This is a genomic window from Streptomyces sp. NPDC090127, from assembly GCF_044746945.1.
Taxonomy (GTDB): domain Bacteria; phylum Actinomycetota; class Actinomycetes; order Streptomycetales; family Streptomycetaceae; genus Streptomyces.
The window spans coordinates 842,739-863,369 of the sequence record NZ_JBIVDE010000002.1 but is presented as its reverse complement, the minus strand read 5'-3'; the positions used below and the strand labels follow the sequence as shown (position 1 = coordinate 863,369).

At 74.5% G+C, this 20,631-nt stretch carries 13 protein-coding genes; 3 read left to right on the top strand and 10 right to left on the bottom strand.

The annotated features are described in order from the left end of the window. Positions 1-51: 51 nt before the first annotated feature. Both ACIPPS_RS09370 and ACIPPS_RS09365 read right to left on the bottom strand, forming a co-directional pair. Positions 52-5,466 (bottom strand): trypsin-like peptidase domain-containing protein, encoded by a 5,415-nt coding sequence (locus tag ACIPPS_RS09370; protein WP_401428794.1) that lies wholly within the window; start codon positions 5,464-5,466, stop codon positions 52-54. Positions 5,467-5,583: 117 nt separating this feature from the next. Next, complete coding sequence (locus ACIPPS_RS09365; protein WP_401428791.1) at positions 5,584-6,480, bottom strand: DNA/RNA non-specific endonuclease; 897 nt, start codon at positions 6,478-6,480, stop codon at positions 5,584-5,586. A 105-nt stretch (positions 6,481-6,585) separates the two neighbouring features. Between ACIPPS_RS09365 and ACIPPS_RS09360 the strand changes: the two genes are divergently transcribed. Next, positions 6,586-7,398 (top strand): caspase family protein, encoded by an 813-nt coding sequence (locus tag ACIPPS_RS09360; protein ID WP_401428788.1) that lies wholly within the window; start codon positions 6,586-6,588, stop codon positions 7,396-7,398. A gap of 29 nt (positions 7,399-7,427) precedes the next feature. Here ACIPPS_RS09360 and ACIPPS_RS09355 read toward each other — a convergent pair whose 3' ends face one another. The 8 genes from ACIPPS_RS09355 to ACIPPS_RS09320 form a co-directional block, all read right to left on the bottom strand. Continuing rightward, entirely contained in the window at positions 7,428-10,640 is a 3,213-nt protein-coding gene (locus ACIPPS_RS09355) for a LuxR C-terminal-related transcriptional regulator (RefSeq protein WP_401428786.1), read from the bottom strand. A 207-nt stretch (positions 10,641-10,847) separates the two neighbouring features. After that, a complete protein-coding gene (locus tag ACIPPS_RS09350) occupies positions 10,848-12,545 on the bottom strand; it encodes a S8 family peptidase (protein ID WP_401429553.1) in 1,698 nt (565 codons plus the stop codon). Between the two features lie 541 nt (positions 12,546-13,086). Beyond that, positions 13,087-14,088: a GNAT family N-acetyltransferase gene (locus ACIPPS_RS09345; RefSeq protein WP_401428784.1), complete on the bottom strand. Its 1,002-nt coding sequence runs from the start codon at positions 14,086-14,088 to the stop codon at positions 13,087-13,089. 339 nt (positions 14,089-14,427) lie between these two features. Then, positions 14,428-15,336, bottom strand: a complete 909-nt coding sequence (locus ACIPPS_RS09340; RefSeq protein WP_401428782.1) for a hypothetical protein — start codon at positions 15,334-15,336, stop codon at positions 14,428-14,430. Then, complete coding sequence (locus tag ACIPPS_RS09335) at positions 15,333-16,340, bottom strand: SPFH domain-containing protein (RefSeq protein WP_401428780.1); 1,008 nt, start codon at positions 16,338-16,340, stop codon at positions 15,333-15,335. The genes ACIPPS_RS09340 and ACIPPS_RS09335 overlap by 4 nt, the downstream gene beginning before the upstream one ends. Positions 16,341-16,390: 50 nt before the next feature. Continuing rightward, positions 16,391-17,065 carry a MerR family transcriptional regulator gene (locus tag ACIPPS_RS09330; protein WP_401428778.1) on the bottom strand — a complete coding sequence of 225 codons (675 nt, stop codon included), beginning with the start codon at positions 17,063-17,065 and terminating at the stop codon, positions 16,391-16,393. Between the two features lie 279 nt (positions 17,066-17,344). Further along, positions 17,345-18,427: a DMT family transporter gene (locus ACIPPS_RS09325; protein ID WP_401428776.1), complete on the bottom strand. Its 1,083-nt coding sequence runs from the start codon at positions 18,425-18,427 to the stop codon at positions 17,345-17,347. Further along, a complete protein-coding gene (locus ACIPPS_RS09320) occupies positions 18,424-19,254 on the bottom strand; it encodes a phosphatase PAP2 family protein (protein WP_401428774.1) in 831 nt (276 codons plus the stop codon). The genes ACIPPS_RS09325 and ACIPPS_RS09320 overlap by 4 nt, the downstream gene beginning before the upstream one ends. Positions 19,255-19,400: 146 nt before the next feature. Between ACIPPS_RS09320 and ACIPPS_RS09315 the strand changes: the two genes are divergently transcribed. Beyond that, positions 19,401-20,018 carry a TetR/AcrR family transcriptional regulator gene (locus tag ACIPPS_RS09315; RefSeq protein ID WP_401428771.1) on the top strand — a complete coding sequence of 206 codons (618 nt, stop codon included), beginning with the start codon at positions 19,401-19,403 and terminating at the stop codon, positions 20,016-20,018. A 118-nt stretch (positions 20,019-20,136) separates the two neighbouring features. After that, on the top strand, positions 20,137-20,535 hold the full coding sequence (locus tag ACIPPS_RS09310; RefSeq protein ID WP_401428769.1) for a DUF488 domain-containing protein: 399 nt from the start codon (positions 20,137-20,139) through the stop codon (positions 20,533-20,535). The last annotated feature ends 96 nt before the right edge of the window (positions 20,536-20,631 follow it).

Below are 20,631 nucleotides of genomic sequence, written 5' to 3'. Positions count from 1 at the left end.
CGGTCACCTCCGTCTTCCTCGCTCGCTCCTGCTCGTCCCCGGCCCCCACGGTCACGCGGCCCACAGATGGGTCTCGGGACCCGGCACCGACTGCGCGCCGGCGATCTCCTCGTACAACTCCGGTACGGTCTCCCGCAGATGGGCCAGGATCCGGCTCATCTGGGTGCCGACGTTCACAAAAGCCGTCGTCCTGCCCTGGTAATGGACCTCGTCGACCCGGCGGGTGCCCCGGTGGAGCGCCACCACCGTCCAGTCGTCCGTGAAGACCGGCGAACCGGACGAGCCGCTGCGGGTGTCGGTGAAGTAGCGCAGGTCCCGCTCGTCCGCCTCGAAGACCAGGTTGTTGCGCAGCGCCACCCGCTTGGGCTGCCCGCCCGGGTGCTGGATGATGTTCACCGCCACCGGTTCGGAACCGTTCAGGAGCAGCGGGGCGGTCGCGACCCGGAGCACCGGGCGGGCCGGCAGTCCGGCGGAGAGCCGCATCAGCGCGAAGTCGAGGGTCTCGTCCCAGGCGACGAGGGCGCCCGCCGTGGCCTCCGTCGTCTCCGCCTCGTCGGCGCCGTAGTCGAAGCGCGAACGGGAGCTGCGGACCTGGAGCTGCAGGTCGTCGTCGGCGACCCGGAGCCGCACCCCCGGCGAGCGGGTACGGGCGTTCACCACATGGTGGTTGGTGATCAGCAGCTCGGGCGTGATGAGCCAGCCCGTGCCCGCGTGCGGGTAGGCAGGCTGGAGCGGCCGGCCGCCCTCGAACGGCGGGACCTTCAGCCGGGCCACCGACGCGCCGGCGAGGACGCCGCCGTGCAGGAACTCGAACGGCACGGTGTCGTCCCGGAAGATGATCTCCTCCTTGGTCTCCGCGGGCAGCGTCCCCGGCGGCAGGTCCGGCTCCCCGGCGGCGTCCCGTGCGACGTCGTCCAGCGCACGCTGGAGCACCGCGAGCGGAGCCGCGTCGACGGTCTGGGCGATCGCGTTGTGCAGCCAGACCTCCAGCGGAACCGTCCCGTCGATGAGCCGCTCCACCTGGTTCATCACGTCCAGGTCGGAGTGCATCTGCCGCAGGGGGGTGTCCATCGCCGGCAGGCTCGCCCGGAAGTGCGCGCTCGTGCCCGCGAACAGCAGCCGCCGCAGCCCGTTCTCGGCGAGCCCCGCGTCCAGGGCCGCGTTGCGGACCCGGACGAGATCCTCGGCGGAGAGGTACGGGACCGTCCGGACCGCGCCCTCGGCCGCGTCGGGCGGTGGCTGCGACCAGATGCCCCTGCTGTCACCGCCGGCCGTGGGCTCCGCGGTGGCCGGGCCGCGGGCCGGGGTGTCCGCGTCCATGGCGGCGGCGACGCCCTCGACCAGATCGCCGCTGCCGTCGCGGAGCATGAGCGCCCGCCAGGCGACGCTGTCCAGCGTCCCGCGCTCGCGCGCCTGGCGCAGGGCGTGCTCCACCTCGGCGCGCGTCATCCTGGCCGCGCCCGCGGCGGGATGGCCGTCGACCGCTGTCCCCGCGCCGCTCACGGCCGCTGCCGCCGTCCCCGCGCCGTTCGCTGCCGCTGCCGCCGTCCCCGTTCCGCTCGCTCCCCAGGCCGCCGTCCTCGCTCCGTTCGCTGCCGCGTGCGCCGGTCCCGCTCCGTCCGCGGCCCAGGTCGCCGTCGCGGTCCCGGGCGTCCGCATCGCAGCCGGGTCCGCAGGGGGCGAGCCGGCCGCCGAGCGGAGGATCCGGGCCAGCGGCTCGCGCAGCTGCGGTTCGTCGGTCATCGCGGTGTCGATCCAGCGGGCGAGGGCGTCGATGACGGCCTCGTCGTCCGCCGGCAGCCCGACCAGCCGCAGCGTGTGCTCGAGGAGCTGAGGATCGGCCCGCGAGGCCGTGGCGGCCGCCGCCCGCGCCAGGGCGGGCTGCCGGGCCAGCTCCTCGTCCGGCATGCCCCGCAACGTACGGGCGAGACGGGCGTCCATCTCCGTCGAGCCCTCGTCCGAGAGGGCCGCCAGGCGCGAGCGGGCCACCAGGACGCCCATCGACTCGTGCGCCAGGCCGAGCCCGGCCGCGACGTCCTCCGCCTCCTGGAGGTCGTGGTCGGCGTCCGTGAAGTCACCCTCGTCCTGGGCGAGCCGGGCGGAGAGCTGGAGCAGTTCGAGGCGGATCTTCGCGCACCCCGCCTCCGCCGCCAGGTCCACGGCCCGCTCGGCGGTCTCCCGGGCCTCCGCGACCCGTCCCGACCGCGCCAGGGTCTCCACCAGCAGCCCGTGCAGCCTGCTGCACGGGGTCCAGGGCCGACGCTCGGCGAGCCGCTCCACGGCCGCCTCCACGTACCCCTGGGTGAGCAGGTCCTCGACCTCCCGGGCGGCGATCCGCTCCCAGTCCTCCTGGTCGGCATCGGCCATGATCCGGTCCGGCACGTGGCCGCCGAGCTTCCCCAGCAGGAAGGCGGCCGAACGGGGCGGCATGTCACGGTCCGCGCCGGTGAGGAAACCGGCCACGCCGGACTGCCAACGCCGCTCCACCGCGCGGGGGTCCTGACCGAGCCGCAGCCGGTGGTAGAGCTCCTCGGCCCGCGCGGCGGCGCCCTCGCGGGCCGCGTAGAACTCCACCGCGCGCTGGTCGACGGCCCGCATCAGGTCCGTCCGCGCGCTGTCGGAGAGCCGCAGCATGATCGAGCGCAGATCCGCCCGGTGCCGTACGGCCTGCGGCCCGGCCGGCTCCATCAGGTCGAGTCGCGAGACCAGCCGCCCGAAGAGCGAACGCGCCTCCTGCGCCGACCCGATGTCCAGACCGGCCGGCTCGGCCAGGACCTCCTGGACCAGCTCCGGAGTGATCACCCGCAGCGCGAGACCCGCTTGGACGAGCGCGCGGACCGCGTCGTCCGCGATGTGCTTGAGGATACGGTCGTACAGCGTGCCCTGGATCAGCATCTGGTCGACCTGGTGGTGGAAGTACCGGCGGCGCGAGGGCAGCGTGCGCAGCAGGTCGCCGAGCGAGTCGGAGCCGGCGCCCAGCAGCACGGTGGTCCGTGCGGCGAGCTTGAGGCTGAGCGGATGGCCGCCGATCCGGTCGACGAGGTCCCGGGCGACCGCCTCGTCCGTGACCCCGCAGGAGGTCAGCAGGGCCACGGACGCCTCCTTGTCCAGCTCGCCCAGCTCCATGGTGCGCGGCGCGAGCACCTTCGCCGGATGGTCGATGGGCGCGCGCCCGGAGACGAGGAACCGCAGCCGGGGGTACGCGGCGCGCAGGGCCGTCCAGATGGCCCACATCCTCGCGATGACGGGGGAGCCCCGGTACTGGGCCTCCTCGAAGGAGTCGAGGGCGATCACCAGCGGCGGGTCGTCCCCGCCGACCGGTGTGCCGACCGCCCCGGCGACCAACTCCGCCACACTGCGGGCCAGTTCCTGTTCGCGGGCGCTGGCCCGGGAGTGGAACCCCGCCGAGTAGTCGCGGCCGAGGGTCGCGCGGGTGGCGGAGAGTTGGTACAGCTCGTCGAGCTGGTTCCGCTCGCCGCGCTGGGAGGCGGCGGTCTCCTCGCACTCGTCGGCGAGGGCGTCGAACGCGGCGCGCCGGCCGGGGTACTGGACGCCGAGCTGGCGGGCGATCTCGGCGAGCACGGTGGCCGGCTCGTGGATGGAGAGCGTCGGCCGCTCGAAGTCGATGGAGGCGAAGGGGAAACCGGTGGGCGACTCGCGCAGGCTCTCGACGAGGAAGGTCGCGAGCAGGGTGCTCTTGCCGATGCCGCCCACGCCATGGAGGAGGACGGGCGGCTCCGCGGGCTCGGCCGGCAGCGCGATGTAGGCCCGCAGGGCGTCGAGTTCGCGCTGCCGCCCATGGATCGGGCCCGCCATCAGCCGCTCGAGCGGCTGGAGCAACCGGGCCCGCTCCAGCCGGTGTTGCAGCTCGTCGACGTCCGGCAGGCCGGTCGCGCCGGGGATCATGCGCAGCCACAGGACCGCGCGCAGGGTGTCGCACAGCCCCTCGACGCCCAGTCCGTCGAGGCCGGCCGGGGCGCCGGACAGCAGGGCGAGCGCGGCGCGCTCGGTGCCCGGACCGTCGGGGACGGCACCGATGGCCGCCGCCAGGGCGCGCCGGGCGGCCTGCGGGCCCGCGAAAGCGCTCAGCGTCTCGTCACGCACCTCGGGCTTGAGGACCCAGGTCGGTGTGGGGTGCGTGGCCAGCGCGGTGCAGTCGTCGACGAGGGCCAGGACGGCCCGCCCGCTGGGGCCGCTCTCGTCGGGAAGCCGCAGCCGGGCGGGATCGAACTCGTCCAGGAGGCAGGCCGCCTCCCGGTAGGCCCTGCGCAGCTCCGGCAGCGTGGGCGCCGCGGGCTGCGGCTGCGCGGCCGTGCTCCGCATCGCCCGCAGGAGCTGATCGGGGGCGTCGTCGCCGGGGGCGAGCGCGCGGGAGAGCCGTACCGTCTCCTCCACCGCCGTACAGACCCGGCGCATGTGACTGTCCGTGGGATCCGCCGCGTCGACCGCGCGCAGCACTCCGGCCACCGCCACGTCCACCAGGCGCCCGAGCGCCGTCGGGTCCTGCGCGGGCAGTGCCTGGCCGAAGAACTCAGCGAAGAACGTGCGCAGATCGTCCTCGCTCGCCACCAGCGCCGTGTCCCGGCACATGGCGCTCCGTATGTCGTACGGGAGTTGACGCATCGTCGGGGAGTAGCCCAGCAGGACGAGCCGGGGAACGGCGTCCTGCCGTACCGGTGTGTGCTCGTAGACGGCCAGGGCGAGCTTGCCGACGCAGTCCCAGACGTCGGAGGTGGCGTCGAGCTTGTCGCACTCGTCGAGCACCAGCCAGAAGCGCTCCTCGGCCGTCGTCGCCCAGCTCACGATCCGGTGCACGGCGTCGTCGATCGAGGGCAGTGGATCGTTCAACTGCGTGGGATTCAACGGCGACCGCTCCGCTCCGGGGCCCGCCACGAAGTCCGTGAGCCGCTCCACGAGACGGGCCGCCGTCGAGGTCCGCGAGAGCGTGATCCGTACCGGACGGAACCCGCAGTGCTGTCCGAGATGGCGGATCAGGCGGTACGAGTACGAACGTCCGCTGTCCGGCTCGCCGTCCACCACGAGCACCGTCTGCTCCGGGTCGGCGACGAACCCCCTGAGCTTCTCGCGCAGCCCGTCCCGGCCGATGAAGACCTCGGTGCCGTTGGCGAGCACCAGCGTCCGGAACGGGTCACGCGCCGAGCGCAGCAGCTCCTCGTCCTCCCGCAGCCGTCTCAGCAGACTCCGCGCCTCGGCGTTGCCCGCCGCCGTCAGCGCGTCGAGCCCGGTCAGGGCGTCGAGCAGCGCCCGCTGATGGGCGATGTCCCTGCGCGCCGCGCCCACCACCATGCGGGCGTTCGCGTCGCGGTCCGGAGAGAGCACGAGATCCGCGACGAAGTCCGACGAGAGCCCTGCGGCCCGCAACCGGGTGGCGGGGTCCGGGGTGTCGAGAAGGCACTCACGCACCCAACTGGTGACGAGTCCCCATTCCGTCTCGGTGAGCGGCATACCGCACCTGCCCGGCGGTCCCGACTGGCCCCGTCTGTCATCGTTTCACCGGGGGAGGGCGGTGGCAAACGGGCGACGGACCGGGCGGGCGCGGCTCGGCCTCCGCGTGCCCGGCGGTCAGCTCTGCAGGACGATGTCGTCGAAGGACTCCAGCCGTCGCCAGCGGTCCTCCGGCGCCCGGAACGGCGGCATCAGATCGACGTCCGGCAGCGGCCCGAACTCCAGCTCGGTGAGCTCCGCGACGTCCGAGACCGGCACCTGGTACGTCCGGAACGGCCCGAGCGGCGGCGGCGCACCGGCCTTCGCGCCGGACAGCGCCCGCTCCGCGTCGCGGCTCAGGTCCGGACTCTGGTCGAGGACGTACGCGGTCGACGCCAGCGCCCCGTCCTGCATGAACGCCGCCACCTTCCAGAAGCGCAGCGGCACCTGGACACCCCGGTAGGGCGGGTCGGAGTCGTGCAGCACCGGACCGGTGAGCACCGTGAGCCGCCGGTCGAACTGGGCCGCGTGGTCCAGGAGATGGTTCTCCAGACCCTGCCAGAGCTGCTTGCCCTGGTTGAACACGTCGGACTGCGGCGCCGCGTTCGTGTAGTGGAAGGTGTCGGTGTTGGCCCGGGCCGCGACCGCCGCCGTGCCCCACACCGGATCGAGCCGGCGCACCAGGTGGCCCCGGTCCAGGCTGTTGTTCCGGTAGACGTCGTTGCCCGCCTGCTGCTCCTCGGCCAGCCGCGGGTCGAACTCCCAGACGTCGTCCCTGGGCAGGTCCTCGACCAGCTCCCCGCCCTCGATGCAGACGGCGGTCGAGGCGGCCAGCCGCCGGTCGGGCCGGAAGACCACGGTGAAGTGCGTGTACGGCAGGATCACCGTCTCCACCGAGGCGCGCACGGGCAGCGGCAGCGGCACGGTCGGACCCAGGAAGTCCTCCTCGTAGCCGGTGCGGTCGGCGAACGAGTCGCGGCGCTGCCCGCCCGCGCGCGGGTGCGGTGGAGAAGGCGAGGGATCGGTGGGTTCCATACGATGTAAGTACCGCGCCCGAAGGGTCGCGCTCGGCACCGGGCGCAGAGGCCACTCGATCAGCCGCCCCGGTGCTCCTCCCCACCCTGTCCAAGGAGGCACCCCATGCCCGCCGGACTCTCCGTCCACCTCGGACTGAACACGGTCGACCCCGGCCGTTACGAGGGCTGGGACGGCGCCCTCGTGGCCTGCGAGAACGACGCTCGGGACATGGCCGCGCTGGCCCGCGCCGCGGGCTTCGCCGACACCGTCCTGCTCACCCCCGACTGCACCGTCGACCAGGTCACCGCCGCGCTCCAGGAGGCCGCCGGGAGACTCGCCCCGGGCGACGTCCTGCTCTTCACCTACTCGGGCCACGGCGGTCAGGTACCGGACGCCACCGGGGACGACGACGAGCCGGACGCGCTCGACGAGACCCTCGTGCTCTACGACCGGCAGTTCCTCGACGACGAGGTGAACCGGGAGTTCCGGGGCTTCGCGGACGGCGTCCGGATCGTCGCGCTCCTCGACTGCTGCCACAGCGGCAGCGGCATCGAGCTGCCCGGCTCGTACCCGCCGGAACCCCGCGTGCGCATGATGCCCGTCTTCCGCCAGCAGGAGATCTACGCGCGGGACCAGGGCTTCTTCGAGGAACTGCGGCGTTCCCTGGCGAAGGACTCCCCGAACGGAGAGGCGGCCGAGGCGCGGGCGCTGCTGATCTCGGGCTGCCAGGACAACCAGTACTCCGCCGACGGCGACGTCAACGGTGCCTTCACCGCGGCCCTCCTGGAGGTCTGGGACGAAGGCGCCTTCCGCGGCGGCTACCGTTCCTTCCACCGCGCCATCCAGAGCCGACTGCCGGCCACCCAGAGCCCCAACCTCTACACGACGGGCAGCCCCCCGCCCGCGTTCCTGCGCCAGCGGCCCTTCACGATCTGAGGACGGAAGGGGGCGGCGCGGCGGGGCTCTCAGCCGCGCAGGGCCGTCGCCAGCTGCGCCCGGGAGCGGACGTCCAGCTTCTGGTAGATCCGGGTGAGGCGCGCCTCGACCGTCTTCACGCTCAGGTACAACTTGGCCGCCGCCTCCTGGTTGCTGGCGCCCTGCCCCACCAGGTGGGCGAGCCGCAGCTCCGCGTCGGTCAGCGAGGAGAGTGCCGGCAGGGAGTCCTCACCGGCCGGCGTCTCGCGCGTCAGCGCCAGCCAGGGAGCGGCACCGGCCCGCTCGAACACCGCGGCCGCCGCCTGCAGCGCGCTCTGCGCCGCCGAGCGGCGTCTACGTCTGCGCTCCACCCGGGCCAGCGAGACCAGCGCGCGCCCGTGCTCCAGCGGCAGCCCCGCCTCCGAGAACCGCTCGGCCGTGCGCACGAGCAGCTCGGCCGCCTCGTCCGTCCGCCCGCACCCGGCGAGGTGCAGGGCGTACGCCCGGTCGCAGCCCAGGAGTACGGTCGTACGGCCCAGGCTCTCGGCCACCGGACGCACTTCGGCCAGCAGCTCCACCGCCGCCTGCGCGGCGTCGTTGGCGAGCAGCGCCTCCGCCAGCTCCTCGTGCCAGCGCAGCATCGACGGGTCGACCGTCGACTGCGCCCGCTCGTTCGCCTGCACCCGGCGCAGCGTCTCCAGGGCCGAGGCGACGTCCCCGTTGACCAGCTGGACCCGGCCGAGGGCGTAGAGACTGCGGGAGAGGAAGACCCGGTCGCCCTCCTCCTCGGAGGCCTGGACGCTGCGCCGGGCGTAGCTGGCGGCCCGGGCGAAGCTCCCGCCGGCCGTCTCCGCGAGGGCGAGCGTGTACCAGGCGGGCCCGGGGGAGAGGCCCGCCTCCAAGGTCAGCGCGAGCGACTGTCCCGCGTGCACCAGCGCCGCCGGGCAGGCCCCGATCCGCGCCTCGATCGCGGCGAGCGTGGAGAACAACTCGATGGTGTCCTCCACCGAACCGCGTCGCTGGACCAGCGGCAGCAGCGCGTTCACCTGGTCGCGGGCGTCGGCGAGCCGGTCGTCGAAAAGTGCGTGACGGATCGTCAGGATCTGAGCGGCGTTGCGGATTCCGAGCGGACGCTCGGCCATCTCCAGCCCCCGCGCCTGCGCCAGGACCGACTCCGCGTCCGACGCCCCGAGCGCCCGGTCCATCCGCGCCTGTACGGTCAGGGCCTGCGCCGCCGTCCGGGGATCGCCCACCGAGGCCGCCAGCGCGGCCGATTCAACGGCGGCGGACCGTGAGCGCAGCGGATCGCCGTCCGCCAGCACGTATTTGACGGCCAGTCGGAGCAGCACACCCGCCCGCAGCGCGGTGTCGCCCTCGGAGTCCTCCATCGCGTGCACGTACATCTCGTCCAGACCGGTCAGCCCCTGCCCCGCCGTGTCCAGGACGGCGAGCCGGGCCCGGACCCGGTCGGACGGGGCCGCGTCCCGGGCCAGCAGATCGGTCGCGGCCCGCATCGCGAGGTCGGCGCGGGCTGCCCTGGCGGCCTCCTCGGCGGCGTCCACGAGCCGGGTGATCCGCTGCGCCGCGTTCCGGACGGGCGTCGATTCGGCGGCGAGCAGGGCCAGTTCGGCGGCGAGCGCGCTGTTGCCCCGCCGCCGGGCCAGATCGGCCGCCGCGGCGACCTCGGCGGCCAGCGCCTCGTCGGGGACGTCGGTGGCGAGCGCCCGGTGCCGTACCGCCTCGACCGAGTCGTCCACGACCCCGGCGAGCGCCGCGTGCCCGGCGCTGCGCTCCGCCCAGCAGGCGTCGTGCACCAGCGTGGAGGGGAGCAGCCCGGCGGTGAAGGCGACGGTGCCGTCCTCGGCCAGCGACACCAGGTCGGCCCGCTCGGCGGTCGCGAGGTCCGCCTCCGCGTTGGGCCGCCCGGCCCGCCGGATCAGCGCCGCCGTCGGCCGCAGCGCCAGGGCGGCGAGCAGCAGCGTCTCGCGGACGGCGGGCGGCGCGGCGCCGAGCAGCTGCCGCGCCAGATCGCGGGCCCGGCCGGACAGCGTCAGCGCCTCCGCGTGGTGGACGGGGGTGCGCGCGTCGGCCAGCGAGCGGCCCACGGCGAGGGCGAGGCGGGGGTTGCCGCCGCTCGCCTTGTGGATGCGGCCCGCCATCCGGGACGGCAGCCGGTGGTGGATGAGGAGTTCGGCGATCTCGTCGGCGTGCAGCGGCGGGACGAGCAGGATGTCGGCCTCCGACGGCACCCAGAGGCGGGTGTCGTGGCCGTCGTCGGAGCCGTACGCCTCGGGGGTCTCGACCGCGATGACCCGCAGCGCGGGCGGGGCCAGGTGGAGGGCGAAGCGCAGCAGGTCGGCGCTGTCGGCGTCGATGTGCTGCACGCCGTCGACGACGAGGAGGGCGGGGCCGCGGGCCGTCGTCAGGGCCCGCAGGATCTGCGCGATGCCGAGGCGCAGCGCGATCGGGTCCCAGCCGCCGTCGTGCAGCGGCGCCTCCCGGCAGAGCATCGCGACGGCGGTCCGCTGGGGGCCGGGCAGACCGTCGAACACCCCGGACGCCAGGCCGGCGCGCGGGCCCGCCGGCGAAAGCCCCGTGGACGCGGCCTGCCGAGCGGCCGGGTCGGTGGAACCGGCCGCGGACATCGAGCCGATCGGCGCGTGCGAGCCGGCCGGGATCATCGGACCGACCGGGGGCGTCGAACCCGTCGGGGCTGTCGCGCCGGTGGCCGTGGTCGTCGACGCGGGCGTCGTTTTCGCGCCAGTCCCGGCCGAGGAGCCGGTCGCGGTCGTCGAGCCGTTCCCGGTCGACGAGCCGGTCGTGGACTTCGAGCGAGCCGCGGTCTTCGAGCGTGCCGGGGCCTTGCCGCCTGCCTGGCCGGACGAGCCCGCCGACGGCTTCCCGCCGGCCCGGCCTGCCGGACCGCTCGGCGCCGGCGCCGTCGCCTGGGCGGCGAGCCCCGACCAGGTCACCGTCGCCGCTGCCGAGGCCACGAGGGCGGCCGCCACCGCGCCCGGTATCTCGCGGTCGGCCGGCAGGGTCGCCAGCCACAGGACCGTCTCGCCGCGGGCCTCCGCCCGGGCCGCCTCCGCGAGCGCGACCTCGGTCTTGCCGACGCCGGCCGTGCCGGTGAGGAAGGCCCGGCCCCGCGAATTCAGGACACGTTCGAGCCGGGAGAGCAGCTCCTCGCGGCCCACCGGCGCGGGAGAACCGCCCACGCCCACGGGGCGCAGCGGGAGGTGCGGCACTGGTGCGGTCGTCACCTGTCCACCCCTCCCCCTCCGGCACTCGGGCCCGGCCCGTGAGCCCCGTGGGGCAGAGAATACGGAGCGTACCGGCGCAGTCCAGGCCCGTTGTCCGGCATACGGACAACGGACCGCGGCCCCCACGCCAGGACGCGCCCGTGGTGTAGACCACGAGCGCGTCGCTGACCAGCAATGATGCTGTTGTGGGGGGTGGTTCAGGTGGGCCTAGAAGGTCAGGGTCCAGGAGTCGATGTAGCCGGTGTCACCCGTGGCCACATCGCGGACCTGAAGCTTCCAGGCACCGTTGGCGACCTCGCTCGACGCGTCGACCGTGTACGTGGCCACGACGTTGTCGGCGCTGTCGGAGCCGGAGGAGGCCTTCAGATTGCGCACCGTGCCGTCGGGGGCGACCAGGTCGACGACCAGGTCCCCGCGCCAGGTGTGCTTGATGTCCACGCCGACCTTGAGGGCGGCGGGGGCGTTGCCGGTGCGGCCGGTGACGGAGATCGTGGACGACACGGTGGTGTTGTCGGCGATCGTCACATCGGTCGCGTTGGTGAAGACGGTGCCCGTGGGCGGCGTCGTGGTGGTGACGGCGTTCACGGTCTTCGTGGCGTCGGCGATGCCGGTTCCGCAGCCACCGGTGCAGGTGCCGGGCAGCGGGCGGGCGTTGGTCTTGATCGCGGACTCGATCTCGGCCGGGGTGAGGCTCGTCTTCGCCGACTTCAGCAGCGCGGCCAGGCCGGCGATGTGCGGCGCGGCCATCGAGGTGCCCTGGTAGGGGGCGTAGTTCTCCGCCGACTGGGTCGTCGCGCCGGAGTTCAGCGTGGAGAGGATGCCGTTCTGGGGGGTCGTGATGGTCCCCGGCGTGTCGGTCGCGCGGCGGGTCTCGCCGCCCGGCGCGGCCACGTCCACGATGGAGCCGAAGTTCGAGTAGAACGAACGGTTGCCCTCGCGGCTGGTCGACGCCACGGTGATGACGTTCGCGCAGTTCGCGGGGGTGAAGCCGGAGGTGTTGGCGTTGCTGTTGCCCGCGGCGACGACGACGGTGGTACCGCGCGAGACGGCGCCGTTGATCGCGTTCTGGTAGACGCTCGGGCAGGTGGAGCTGGAGCCGCCCAGGCTCAGGTTGATCACCTTCGCCGGGGTCGCGTTGGCGGCGATGCCCGGTACCGAGCCACCGGACGCCCAGGTGATGGCGTCGGCGATGTCGGCGGAGGAACCGCCGCACTTGCCGAGCACCCGCACGGGCTGGATCTTCGCGTTGTACGCGATGCCCGCGATGCCCTTGGTGTTGCTGGTGACCGCACCGATGGTGCCGGCCACGTGCGTGCCGTGCCAGGAGGAGTTGGAGGCCTTGGAGCCGAGCCCGCACTCGTTGTCGGTGGCGTTCCAGTCGCCCTCGTCCTTGGCGTTCGCGTCACGGCCGTTGCCGTCGCGGGCGTCGGCCGAGTCGGAGATGAAGTCGTAGCCGTTGACGACGTTGGCGGCGAGGTCGGTGTGGGCCGCGTAGCCGGTGTCGATCACGGCGACGGTCACACCGGAGCCGGTCGTCTTGTCCCAGGCGGTCGGGACGTTCATGCCGCCGGTGGCCTCGAAGAGGTCCCACTGCTTGGCGTACTCGGTGTCGTTCGGGGTGACCGCCATCGCGTAGGCGCGGATGTCGGGCTCCACCGAGGCGACCTGCGGGTCGGCGCGGAACGCGGCCATGACCTCGGTGACGTCCTGCTTGGTGGCGCTGCCACCCAGGTCGACCAGCGCGGCACCGCCGGCGAGGCGGCGCTCGAAGGCGAGGCGCTCACCGGTCGCGGCGCCCTTGGCGGCCGCGTCGGTCTGCGCGGCGGCGTTGGAGCCGGCCTCCGCGGTCCTGGTCTTGTAGGTGACGATGACCTTCTCGACCGGGGCGCTGGGCAGCGCGGTCATCGTCTGCGCGGCCGGAACCGGCTTCGGGGTGGCAGCGGCCGGAGCGGCGGCGAACGCCCCGGTGGAAGTGGCAGCGGCGCCGATGATCGCGGCGCTCGCGACCACGACGGATATGACTCTCCGCCTGGAACTGTTCAATGTGTTCCCTTTCAAGCACGACGTGGGTGCGGAGCAGTGGCGGCGGCGCGGGAGCCACGGGGCGAAGTGGGGTCGCGATCCGTCGTTCCCTTGGGCTTGGGGAGCCCGTGCGCCGCCACCGGCGACGCGACGGCCCGGGTCAAGGCCGCCACCGGCGGACCCTATCCACCGCTCCACATGGACCTGACAGGTGGGTGGCGCGGAGGATGGTTTCTGCCGGTGCGGCAGACAGTAGGGAACGCCGAGATGAACCCGATACGGGGAAAACCCTTGTCGCCCCCCGAGGGGGTCGGGGAGGGCGTGAGGGTGCGCGGGGGGTTGCGGGGCCGGGGGAGGGGCAGTGCGCGGGGGCGGTCTGCCGCCTCGGGCCGGTCCGAGGGGGGTGGCCGGCGGCGGCGGAGCGTCAGCCGAGTTCGAGGGTGGTGACGCCGAAGACGCGCTCCTGCGCGATCGGCGGGACCGGCGCCGTGTACATCCGCGCAGTCTCGAACGTCGGCTCCAGGCCGCGGTCGCGTGCGAGGCGGGCCGCCGCCGGATTGGCCTCCGGCATGTCGACCGCGATCCGCGCGGAGCCGAACGCGCGGGCCTCGGCGGCCAGCGCGTCGAGGAGGACGGCCGCGTCGGCGGGCGTGTCGGCGAAGAGCGGCCCGATCCGAGCCTCGTCCTCGGCCGGCCGCACCACGCCGTACCCCGTGAGGCGCCCGCCGACGACCCGCGCCAGGGCCCGGTGTCCGGGCGTGGTCAGCCACGGCACGAGGAAGCGCGGGCGCTCCGCGTGGTGACAGGCACTGTCGTACGCGGCGAGGGCGGCGGCGTCGACGTCGTGGACCGGCACGACGGAGGGGTCGGGTGCGCCGGGGAAGCTCAGGGCGGCCGGGGTGCCGGGGGAGCCCGGGGCGGCCGGGGTGCCGGGGGAGCCCGGGGCGGCCGGGGTGCCGGGGGAGCCCGGGGCGGCCGGGGTGCCGGGGGAGCCCGGGGCGCCGGGGGAGCCCGGGGTGCTCGGCTCGCCGACGTACCGTGCCGTGCGGTGGGCGGAGGAGAAGCCGGAGCGGCGGTAGTTGTCCTGCTGGTCCGGCACCCCGTCGAGCCCCACGGCCCGGTCGCCCGCGTGGGCGAGGCCGGCACGCCAGGTCGCGAGCCCGTGGCCGAGGCCCCGGAGGTCGGGGCGGACGAGGTAGAAGCCGAGGAAGGCGTACCGGTCGCTGTAGTTGACCACGGAGACGGCGGAGACGGGCTCTCCGTCGATGCGCCCGAGGAAGAACCCCTCGGGGTCCTGCGCGAAGAACGCCGCCGCGTCCGCCACCCCCGGGTTCCACCCCTCGTCGACGGCCCACCGCCGCACGACCGCCCAGTCCTGGAGCGTCGCGGTGGAGACCTGCAGGGAGCCGGTGGAGGCGAGGGGCATGAGGTTCCTTCGGCGGCCGAGGGACATCAGAAACCGGTCAAAGCGCCCCGAGCATAGCGAGCGCGGGACCCGCCCGAGCACCGCTGCGACGCTTTCCGGCCGCAGGCCAGAGCGAGGGAGACACCCCACGAGGGACCACCCACGGCTCGCCCCGGGCGCCACCTCAGGCCCCGCCGCTCGTGGCGTAGGAGGTGCCGCGCGTGCCACCTCACGCCCCACCGCTCGTGGCGTAGGGGGCGCCCCGCGTGCCACCTCATGCCCCACCGCCCGTGGCGTAGGGGGGGTGCCCCGCGCGCAACCTCACGCCCCACCACCCATGGCGCAGGGGGCGCCCGGCGCTCACCCCACGAGCCGGAGCCTCGTGTCGGCGACGCCCACGCGGATCGTCTGGCCCCACGTCAGGTTCAAGGTGTCCGATTCCATGCCGTCGCCGAAGGCGACCAGGCGGTCCGACTCCACCGTGAGGCGGAGGGACGTGCCGGGCGTCAGGACGCCCTCCACCCGCGTCGTGCCCGTGGTCGGCGAGGGCCAGGCCTCGCGGACGAACCAGGCGAGGCGGCTCGCCGTCGGGCCGGGGAGAGCGAGGGAGCTGGAGCGCTCGTGCCACAGGGAGCGCAGCCATCCCGTCGCCCCGGTGCCCGTACCGACCAGCACGCCCGACGACGCCTGGGGCTCCGGCGCCGCCTCCGGACCGCCCTCGACCGCGAGCGTGTACCGCGCGGTCTGGTGGGTCGGCGGACCCAGATAGACCTCGTTCAGGGCGAGGAGCCGCTGCGCGTCGTCCGTGACCGCCTCCACCATCGTGAGCTCGTCCACCCCGGTCCGGGCGGCCGACGCGGCGGCCGACGTCAGCAGGCGCCCCGCGTCCGCCGCGCGGTGCCGGACGAGGACGCCCGGATTCCGGCCCGGGTCGGTGTCGACGCCGACGACCGGCTGCCCGGACAGGTACTTGGCCGCGTTGGCCACCAGGCCGTCCTGCCCGACCACCACCACGACGTCCTCGGGGCCGAACAGGAACCGGTCGAGGTCCGCCCGTTCCACCCGCGCCTGCCGCCACGACAGCGGCACGGCCGCCGCCACCTCCGCGAGCCCGCGCCGGTTCCGCTCGTACCGCTGTCGTACATCCTCGATGCTCCGGCCCCGGCTCGACAGGAAGAACGCGGCCTGCCCGTGCGTACCGTGCCGGGCGAGCAACTCCTCGTACTCCGTGGTGCGGTGCACGAGCACCGCGCGCGGCGCCAGGCTCACGACGACGCCCCGCCGCCGCCCAGCCTGCCGAGCAGCGCGGTCAGGACGTCCGGGGAGACGGTCACGCTCTCGATCCGCGGCAGGTTCTCCGCCGCCCGGGTCGCCGCGAGGGCGTGCAGGGTGCCCGTCTCGACCTCGCCGTGCACCCGGAGCCACGCCGCCTGGGCCTGCGCCCGTGCCTCGCCGACCTCCCGCGCCGCCTCGGCCTCGGCCCGCGCGAGCCGGACCTTCCGTACCGCCTCCGCCTCCGCGCGTACGGCGTCGGCGGCGGCGCTCTCCTCCGCCTCACGCCGCGCGTTGGTGCCGCGCTGGTCGACGAGCCGTTCCTCCTGCCGGGCGAGTTCGATCTTGCTGGCGAGCTCGTTCTCGGCGATGGTCCGCTCGCGCTCGACGGCCACGGCCCGGCGTTCGTAGGTCGCCCGGTCCGCCTCCTGCTGGATCTGCTCGCGCGCCGGGGTGCGCAGGGCGCGCTCGACCTCCGGCTCCGGACGGATCGCCACCACCCGCACCGCCACCACCTCGATCCCGGTGGCGGGCAGCCGCGGTTCGGCCGCGAGCCCGGCCGCGATCCGGTCCCGTACCGCCGCCACCCCGTCGACGAGCGCCGCCGCCAGCGGGGTGCGGGCGAGGACGTCGAGCGCGTGCTGCTGGGCCGTCTCCGTCAGCAGCGTGGCGATCTGCTCCAGTGGCGCGCCGCGCCAGGCGCCCGTGTCCGGGTCGATGGAGAAGTCGAGCCGGGTGGCCGCCGCCTCCGGCTCCCCGATCCGGTACGTGACGGTGGACTGGACGCTCACGTCCTGGAAGTCCGCGGTGCGGGCGTGGAACGCCATCGCCAGCTCACGGTCGTTGACCGGCACTTCGGAGAGCGCGGCGGAGAGCGAGCGGTACCAGAAGCTGAGCCCCGTCCCGTCGTGGACGAGGCGTCCGCGCCGGTGGTGGCGGATGTGGGCGGTCGGTGCGGACCGCAGATGGCGCCAGCCGGCGCGGCGGGTGATGTCGGCCATGGGAACTCCCCCTGTCGTCAGTTTGACGATAGGGTTCCGGTCGCTTTTCGTCAAGGTGACGAAAGTGGGGTTTCCTGGGGTGGTGGGATCCGGTGCAGACGGGCAGAGACGTCCTCGTGCGCCAGGCGGCGCAGGGCCAGCAGGATCGGCTCGTACAGCACGGTGTACGCGACCGCCGCCTCCATCGCCTCCTCCAGGACCGGGCATTCCTCGATCACCGTGTACTCCTCGGCGGCGATCGGGTGCATCACGTCGGCGTACCGCCGGATGTGGTCGGCGCCGCCCCGGTAGCCCAGGGTGCGGAGCGTCAGGACCGCGCGGGTCAGCGCGGCGAGCGCGGGCGCCTCGTCGTACACCTGCCAGCCCATCTCGGTGAGCAGCCCGCGCATCTCGGCGAAGACCTCGTCCCAGAGGGCGCGCTCCGGGTCGGCGGGGTCGGGCGGGGAGATCTGCGGCCCCAGCATGTACTGGGCGATGCCGATGCGCTCGTGCCGCCCGAAGGCGGGGTCGTCCGCGACCGCCAGCACGTCCCGGGCCTGCTGGATCGTCATCCCGCCGACCGTGAGCAACGCCCGGACGAGCCGCAGGCGGCGCACGTGCTCCTCGCCGTACTCCGACTGTCGGGCGGTGACAGGGGTGCCGGGGGGCAGGAGTCCCTCGCGCAGGTAGTACTTCACGGTGGCCACGGAGGCGCCGCCGCGCTCGCTCAACTCGGAGAGGCGCAAAAGGTCTTCACCGTTCCCATCGTCTCGACACGGCTACCCGGAGTTCTACTCTCCCGTCCCAGGATAGTTCGGCTATCCAACAAGCGGAGGCGACAGACCGCGAGCAACGGGCATGGTGCCGCTGGGTGGTGGGGCGCTGCGAGCCCCGGAGCGGAATCGGGGTCCGGGCGGCGAGGTGGGCGGATGGCCGTGCGGCGGTGCGGTCGTGCGGCGGTGCGGCCGTGCGGTCGTGCGGCGGTGCGGCCGTGCGGCGGTGCGGCCGTGCGGTCGAGTCGGCCGTCAGCCGACGACCGCCGGGGTGGTGGCCTGGGCGGCCTCGTCGGTACGGGAACGGGAGGTGGGGAACGGCTTTCCGGAGGCCACGACCGGGGATGGCAGCGGCGGAGGGGGTACGGGGGCGGTGACCGCGACCGGAACGGTGACCGGCGCCGAGGAGGGGGCCGGGGCCGGCGGCGCGGAGGGGGCCGCCGGGGAGGGGGTCGGCGCCGTGGAAGGGGCCGGGCCCGCTCCGGTCGTCAGGAGCACCACTCCGCGTGCGGCGACCAGTGAGGCGGCGGCCGCTACCAGCCAGCCCCACACACCCGCGCGGAACGTCTCGCCGAGCAGCGCCACGCCGATGACGGCCGCGGCGGCCGGGTTGGAGAGGTTCACGACGGCCAGCGGGGCGGCGAGGCCGCCCCGGTAGGCGGTCTGCGAGAGGAGCAGCCCGCCCACGGCGAAGCCGGAGATGAGCAGGGCGACGAGGGCCGTCTGCCACCAGGCGGGCGTCCCGCCGGGCAACTCCCGCGCGAGCGCGGCGGTGAGCGTCTGCGTCAGCGCGGAACCCACGCCGGAGGCGATCCCGGAGGCGGTGGCATGCCCGAGCCCCCGCCCGAGGCGGCGGCGCCGGGACCCGAGTCGGCCGTTCGATGTCAGTGCCGCGATCAGGAAGGCCGTCGCCGCCGCGACGATCAGGGCCTCGCGGAGCGTCAGGGCGTCGCCCGGGGTCGCCGGGCCCGTGACCGAGATGAGGGCGACGAGACCGGCCAGGGTCCAGAACGCGCCGCGCCACTCCGCGCGGGTGACCCGGCGCCGGGCGCAGTACGCGCCGAGGGGCAGCGCCGCCACGAGGGTGAGCGCGCCCAGCGGCTGAACGAGCGTCAGCGGGCCGTAGTGGAGCGCGGCCACGTGCGCGAGCGCGCCCGCCGCGTTGAGGCCGACCGCCCACCACCACTGGCCGCGCGCGAGCAGTGCGCGGAGTGCGCCGCGGCCGCCGTCGGACGCGGAGGCGAGCCGGGACTGGGCGACCGCGGCGAGGGCGTACCCGGCCGCGGAGACCAGCGAGAGCAGGACGGCGAACACGGTGGAGTCGAGGCCGCTCATCGCAGCGCCTCCGCCGGACGGGGCGCCCGCGCGCGGGGCACGGCGGCCCGGGCGACGGGGGTCGCGCCCGGCGGCCGCACGACCGCGAGCGCGACGCCGAGCAGCGCCGCCGCCGCGAGCGCGTCGAACCAGTAGTGGTTGGCCGTGCCGACGATGACCAGCAGGGTCAGCGCCGGATGCAGCAGCCACAGCCAGCGAAGCCGCGTGCGGCCCGCCGCGATCAGGCCGATCGCGACCATCAGCGCCCAGCCGAAGTGGAGCGAGGGCATCGCGGCGAACTGGTTCGCCATCGAGTCCGTCGCGGGCGTCGCGCCGTACACCGACGGCCCGTACACCCGGGCGGTGTCGACGAGTCCTGTCCCGGTCAGCAGCCGGGGCGGCGCCAGCGGCATCAGCAGATGCAGCGCGAGAGCGGCGGCGGTGAGGAGGGCGAGGACCCGGCGGGACCAGACGTAATGGGCGGGCCGACGCCAGTAGAGCCAGCCGAGGAAGGCGAGGGTGGCCGGGAAGTGCACGGCCGCGTAGTAGGTGTTGGCGGCCCGGACGAGCGGCTCGCCGTGCATGAGGAGCGCCTGGACCGAGCCCTCGCCGGGCAGATGGAACGCCCGCTCGACGTCCCAGATCCGGTCGGCGTTGTGGAAGGCGCGCAGCTCGTGACCGTTGGCGAAGAGCCGGCCGCACTTGTAGACGAGGAAGAGCGCGGTGACGAGCAGCAGCTCGCGCAGCAGGGGCGGTCTCGGAGTGGTGGCCGGCGGCGGCCCGTCGGCGGGTCTCGGCTCCGGTACGGCGGGACGTGTCCCCCGCATCCCGCGTATCCCGGCAGCCATCGCACGGCCCCTCTGACAGTCAAATCGGCAGCAAACGGAGGAAGCCTAGATCCGATTTCATCGAGACGCAACCGTCTCGATACGTTTGCGTCTCGATTGTGCACCCCCTACTCTCGTATGTGCAGAGAGCTGTCCGGGAGGAAGCCATGTCCACGCAGGCCGCGACCGCCGCCGCCCGCCGCAGCAAGATCACCCCCGAGCGGGAGACCGAGCTGTACGAGGCCGTGCTCTGTCTGCTCCGGGAGGGCGGCTACGACGCGGTGACCATGGAGGGGGTCGCCTCCCGCACCAAGTGCGGCAAGGCGACGCTCTACCGCCAGTGGGGGACCAAGCCGAAGCTCGTCACGGCCGCCCTCGCCAAGCAGCGGTGCACGTTCTTCGCCGGTATCGACACCGGCACCCTCGCCGGCGACCTCCGCGAGGCCGCGCACGTCGCCGCGACCCGCCGCGACCGGGACGCCGAGCTGATGGAGGCCGTCAGCCAGGCGTACGTCCAGTACCCCGACCTGCGGGCCGCGCTCCGGGAGACCGTCATCAGCCCCGAGGTCGCGGCCCTCGACGAGATCCTCCGGCGGGCCGTCGAGCGCGGCGAGATCGACGGGGACAACCCGGCCATCGGCTTCGTCGCCCCCTGCTTCCTGGGCATGCTCCGCATCGAGCGGCTCTTCGAGGAGCGGTTCGCCGACGCCTCGACCATGCGCGTGTTCGTCGACTCCGTCCTGCTGCCCGCGCTGATGCCGGCGCCGCACCACACCGAGAGCTGAGCGGCCGCCCCCTGCGGCGCCCCGGACCGTGCGGCGCGCTCTGGACCGTGCGGCGCGCTCTGGACCGTGCGGCGCTCCGGACCGTGCGGCGCTCCGGACCGTGCGGCACCCTGGATCCATGGCTTCCCGCGCCCGCGACGTCCGCGACGTCCGCGACGTCCGCGTCCGACGGATCTACGAACCCCCGTCCCCCGACGACGGCGTCCGCGTCCTCGTCGACCGCCTCTGGCCGCGCGGCCTGGCCAAGGCGGACGCCCGCGTCGACGCATGGCCCAAGGCCCTCACACCCTCCACCGGACTCCGCCGCTGGTACCACGGCTCCGATGACGAGGACGCGTACGCCGAATTCTGTCGTCGGTACGCGGACGAGCTTGCCGAACCCGGGGCCGCCGAGGCCCTCGACCAGCTGCGGAGCCTCGCCGACCAGGGTCGGATCACCCTCCTGACCGCCGCCAAGGACCCGTCCGTCAGCCATACCTCCGTACTCGCACGCGAGCTGGGCGCTTCCCGCCCGTAGCGCCCTGCGCCCCGACGTCCTGCCGTCGCCCGCCGACTTCGGCGTCCCCGCCCGCGCTCTCGCCCCACCGTCGTCTCCACGCGACGGCGCCGCCCC

Bases quoted from the DNA above. Each gene is read 5' to 3' on its own strand.
- ACIPPS_RS09320 (WP_401428774.1), bottom strand. From the start codon at position 19,254: ATGGCTGCCGGGATACGCGGGATGCGGGGGACACGTCCCGCCGTACCG.
- ACIPPS_RS09360 (WP_401428788.1), top strand. From the start codon at position 6,586: ATGCCCGCCGGACTCTCCGTCCACCTCGGACTGAACACGGTCGACCCC.
- ACIPPS_RS09345 (WP_401428784.1), bottom strand. From the start codon at position 14,088: ATGCCCCTCGCCTCCACCGGCTCCCTGCAGGTCTCCACCGCGACGCTC.
- ACIPPS_RS09350 (WP_401429553.1), bottom strand. From the start codon at position 12,545: ATGACCGCGCTGCCCAGCGCCCCGGTCGAGAAGGTCATCGTCACCTAC.
- ACIPPS_RS09325 (WP_401428776.1), bottom strand. From the start codon at position 18,427: ATGAGCGGCCTCGACTCCACCGTGTTCGCCGTCCTGCTCTCGCTGGTC.
- ACIPPS_RS09370 (WP_401428794.1), bottom strand. From the start codon at position 5,466: ATGCCGCTCACCGAGACGGAATGGGGACTCGTCACCAGTTGGGTGCGT.
- ACIPPS_RS09315 (WP_401428771.1), top strand. From the start codon at position 19,401: ATGTCCACGCAGGCCGCGACCGCCGCCGCCCGCCGCAGCAAGATCACC.
- ACIPPS_RS09310 (WP_401428769.1), top strand. From the start codon at position 20,137: ATGGCTTCCCGCGCCCGCGACGTCCGCGACGTCCGCGACGTCCGCGTC.
- ACIPPS_RS09335 (WP_401428780.1), bottom strand. From the start codon at position 16,340: ATGGCCGACATCACCCGCCGCGCCGGCTGGCGCCATCTGCGGTCCGCA.
- ACIPPS_RS09365 (WP_401428791.1), bottom strand. From the start codon at position 6,480: ATGGAACCCACCGATCCCTCGCCTTCTCCACCGCACCCGCGCGCGGGC.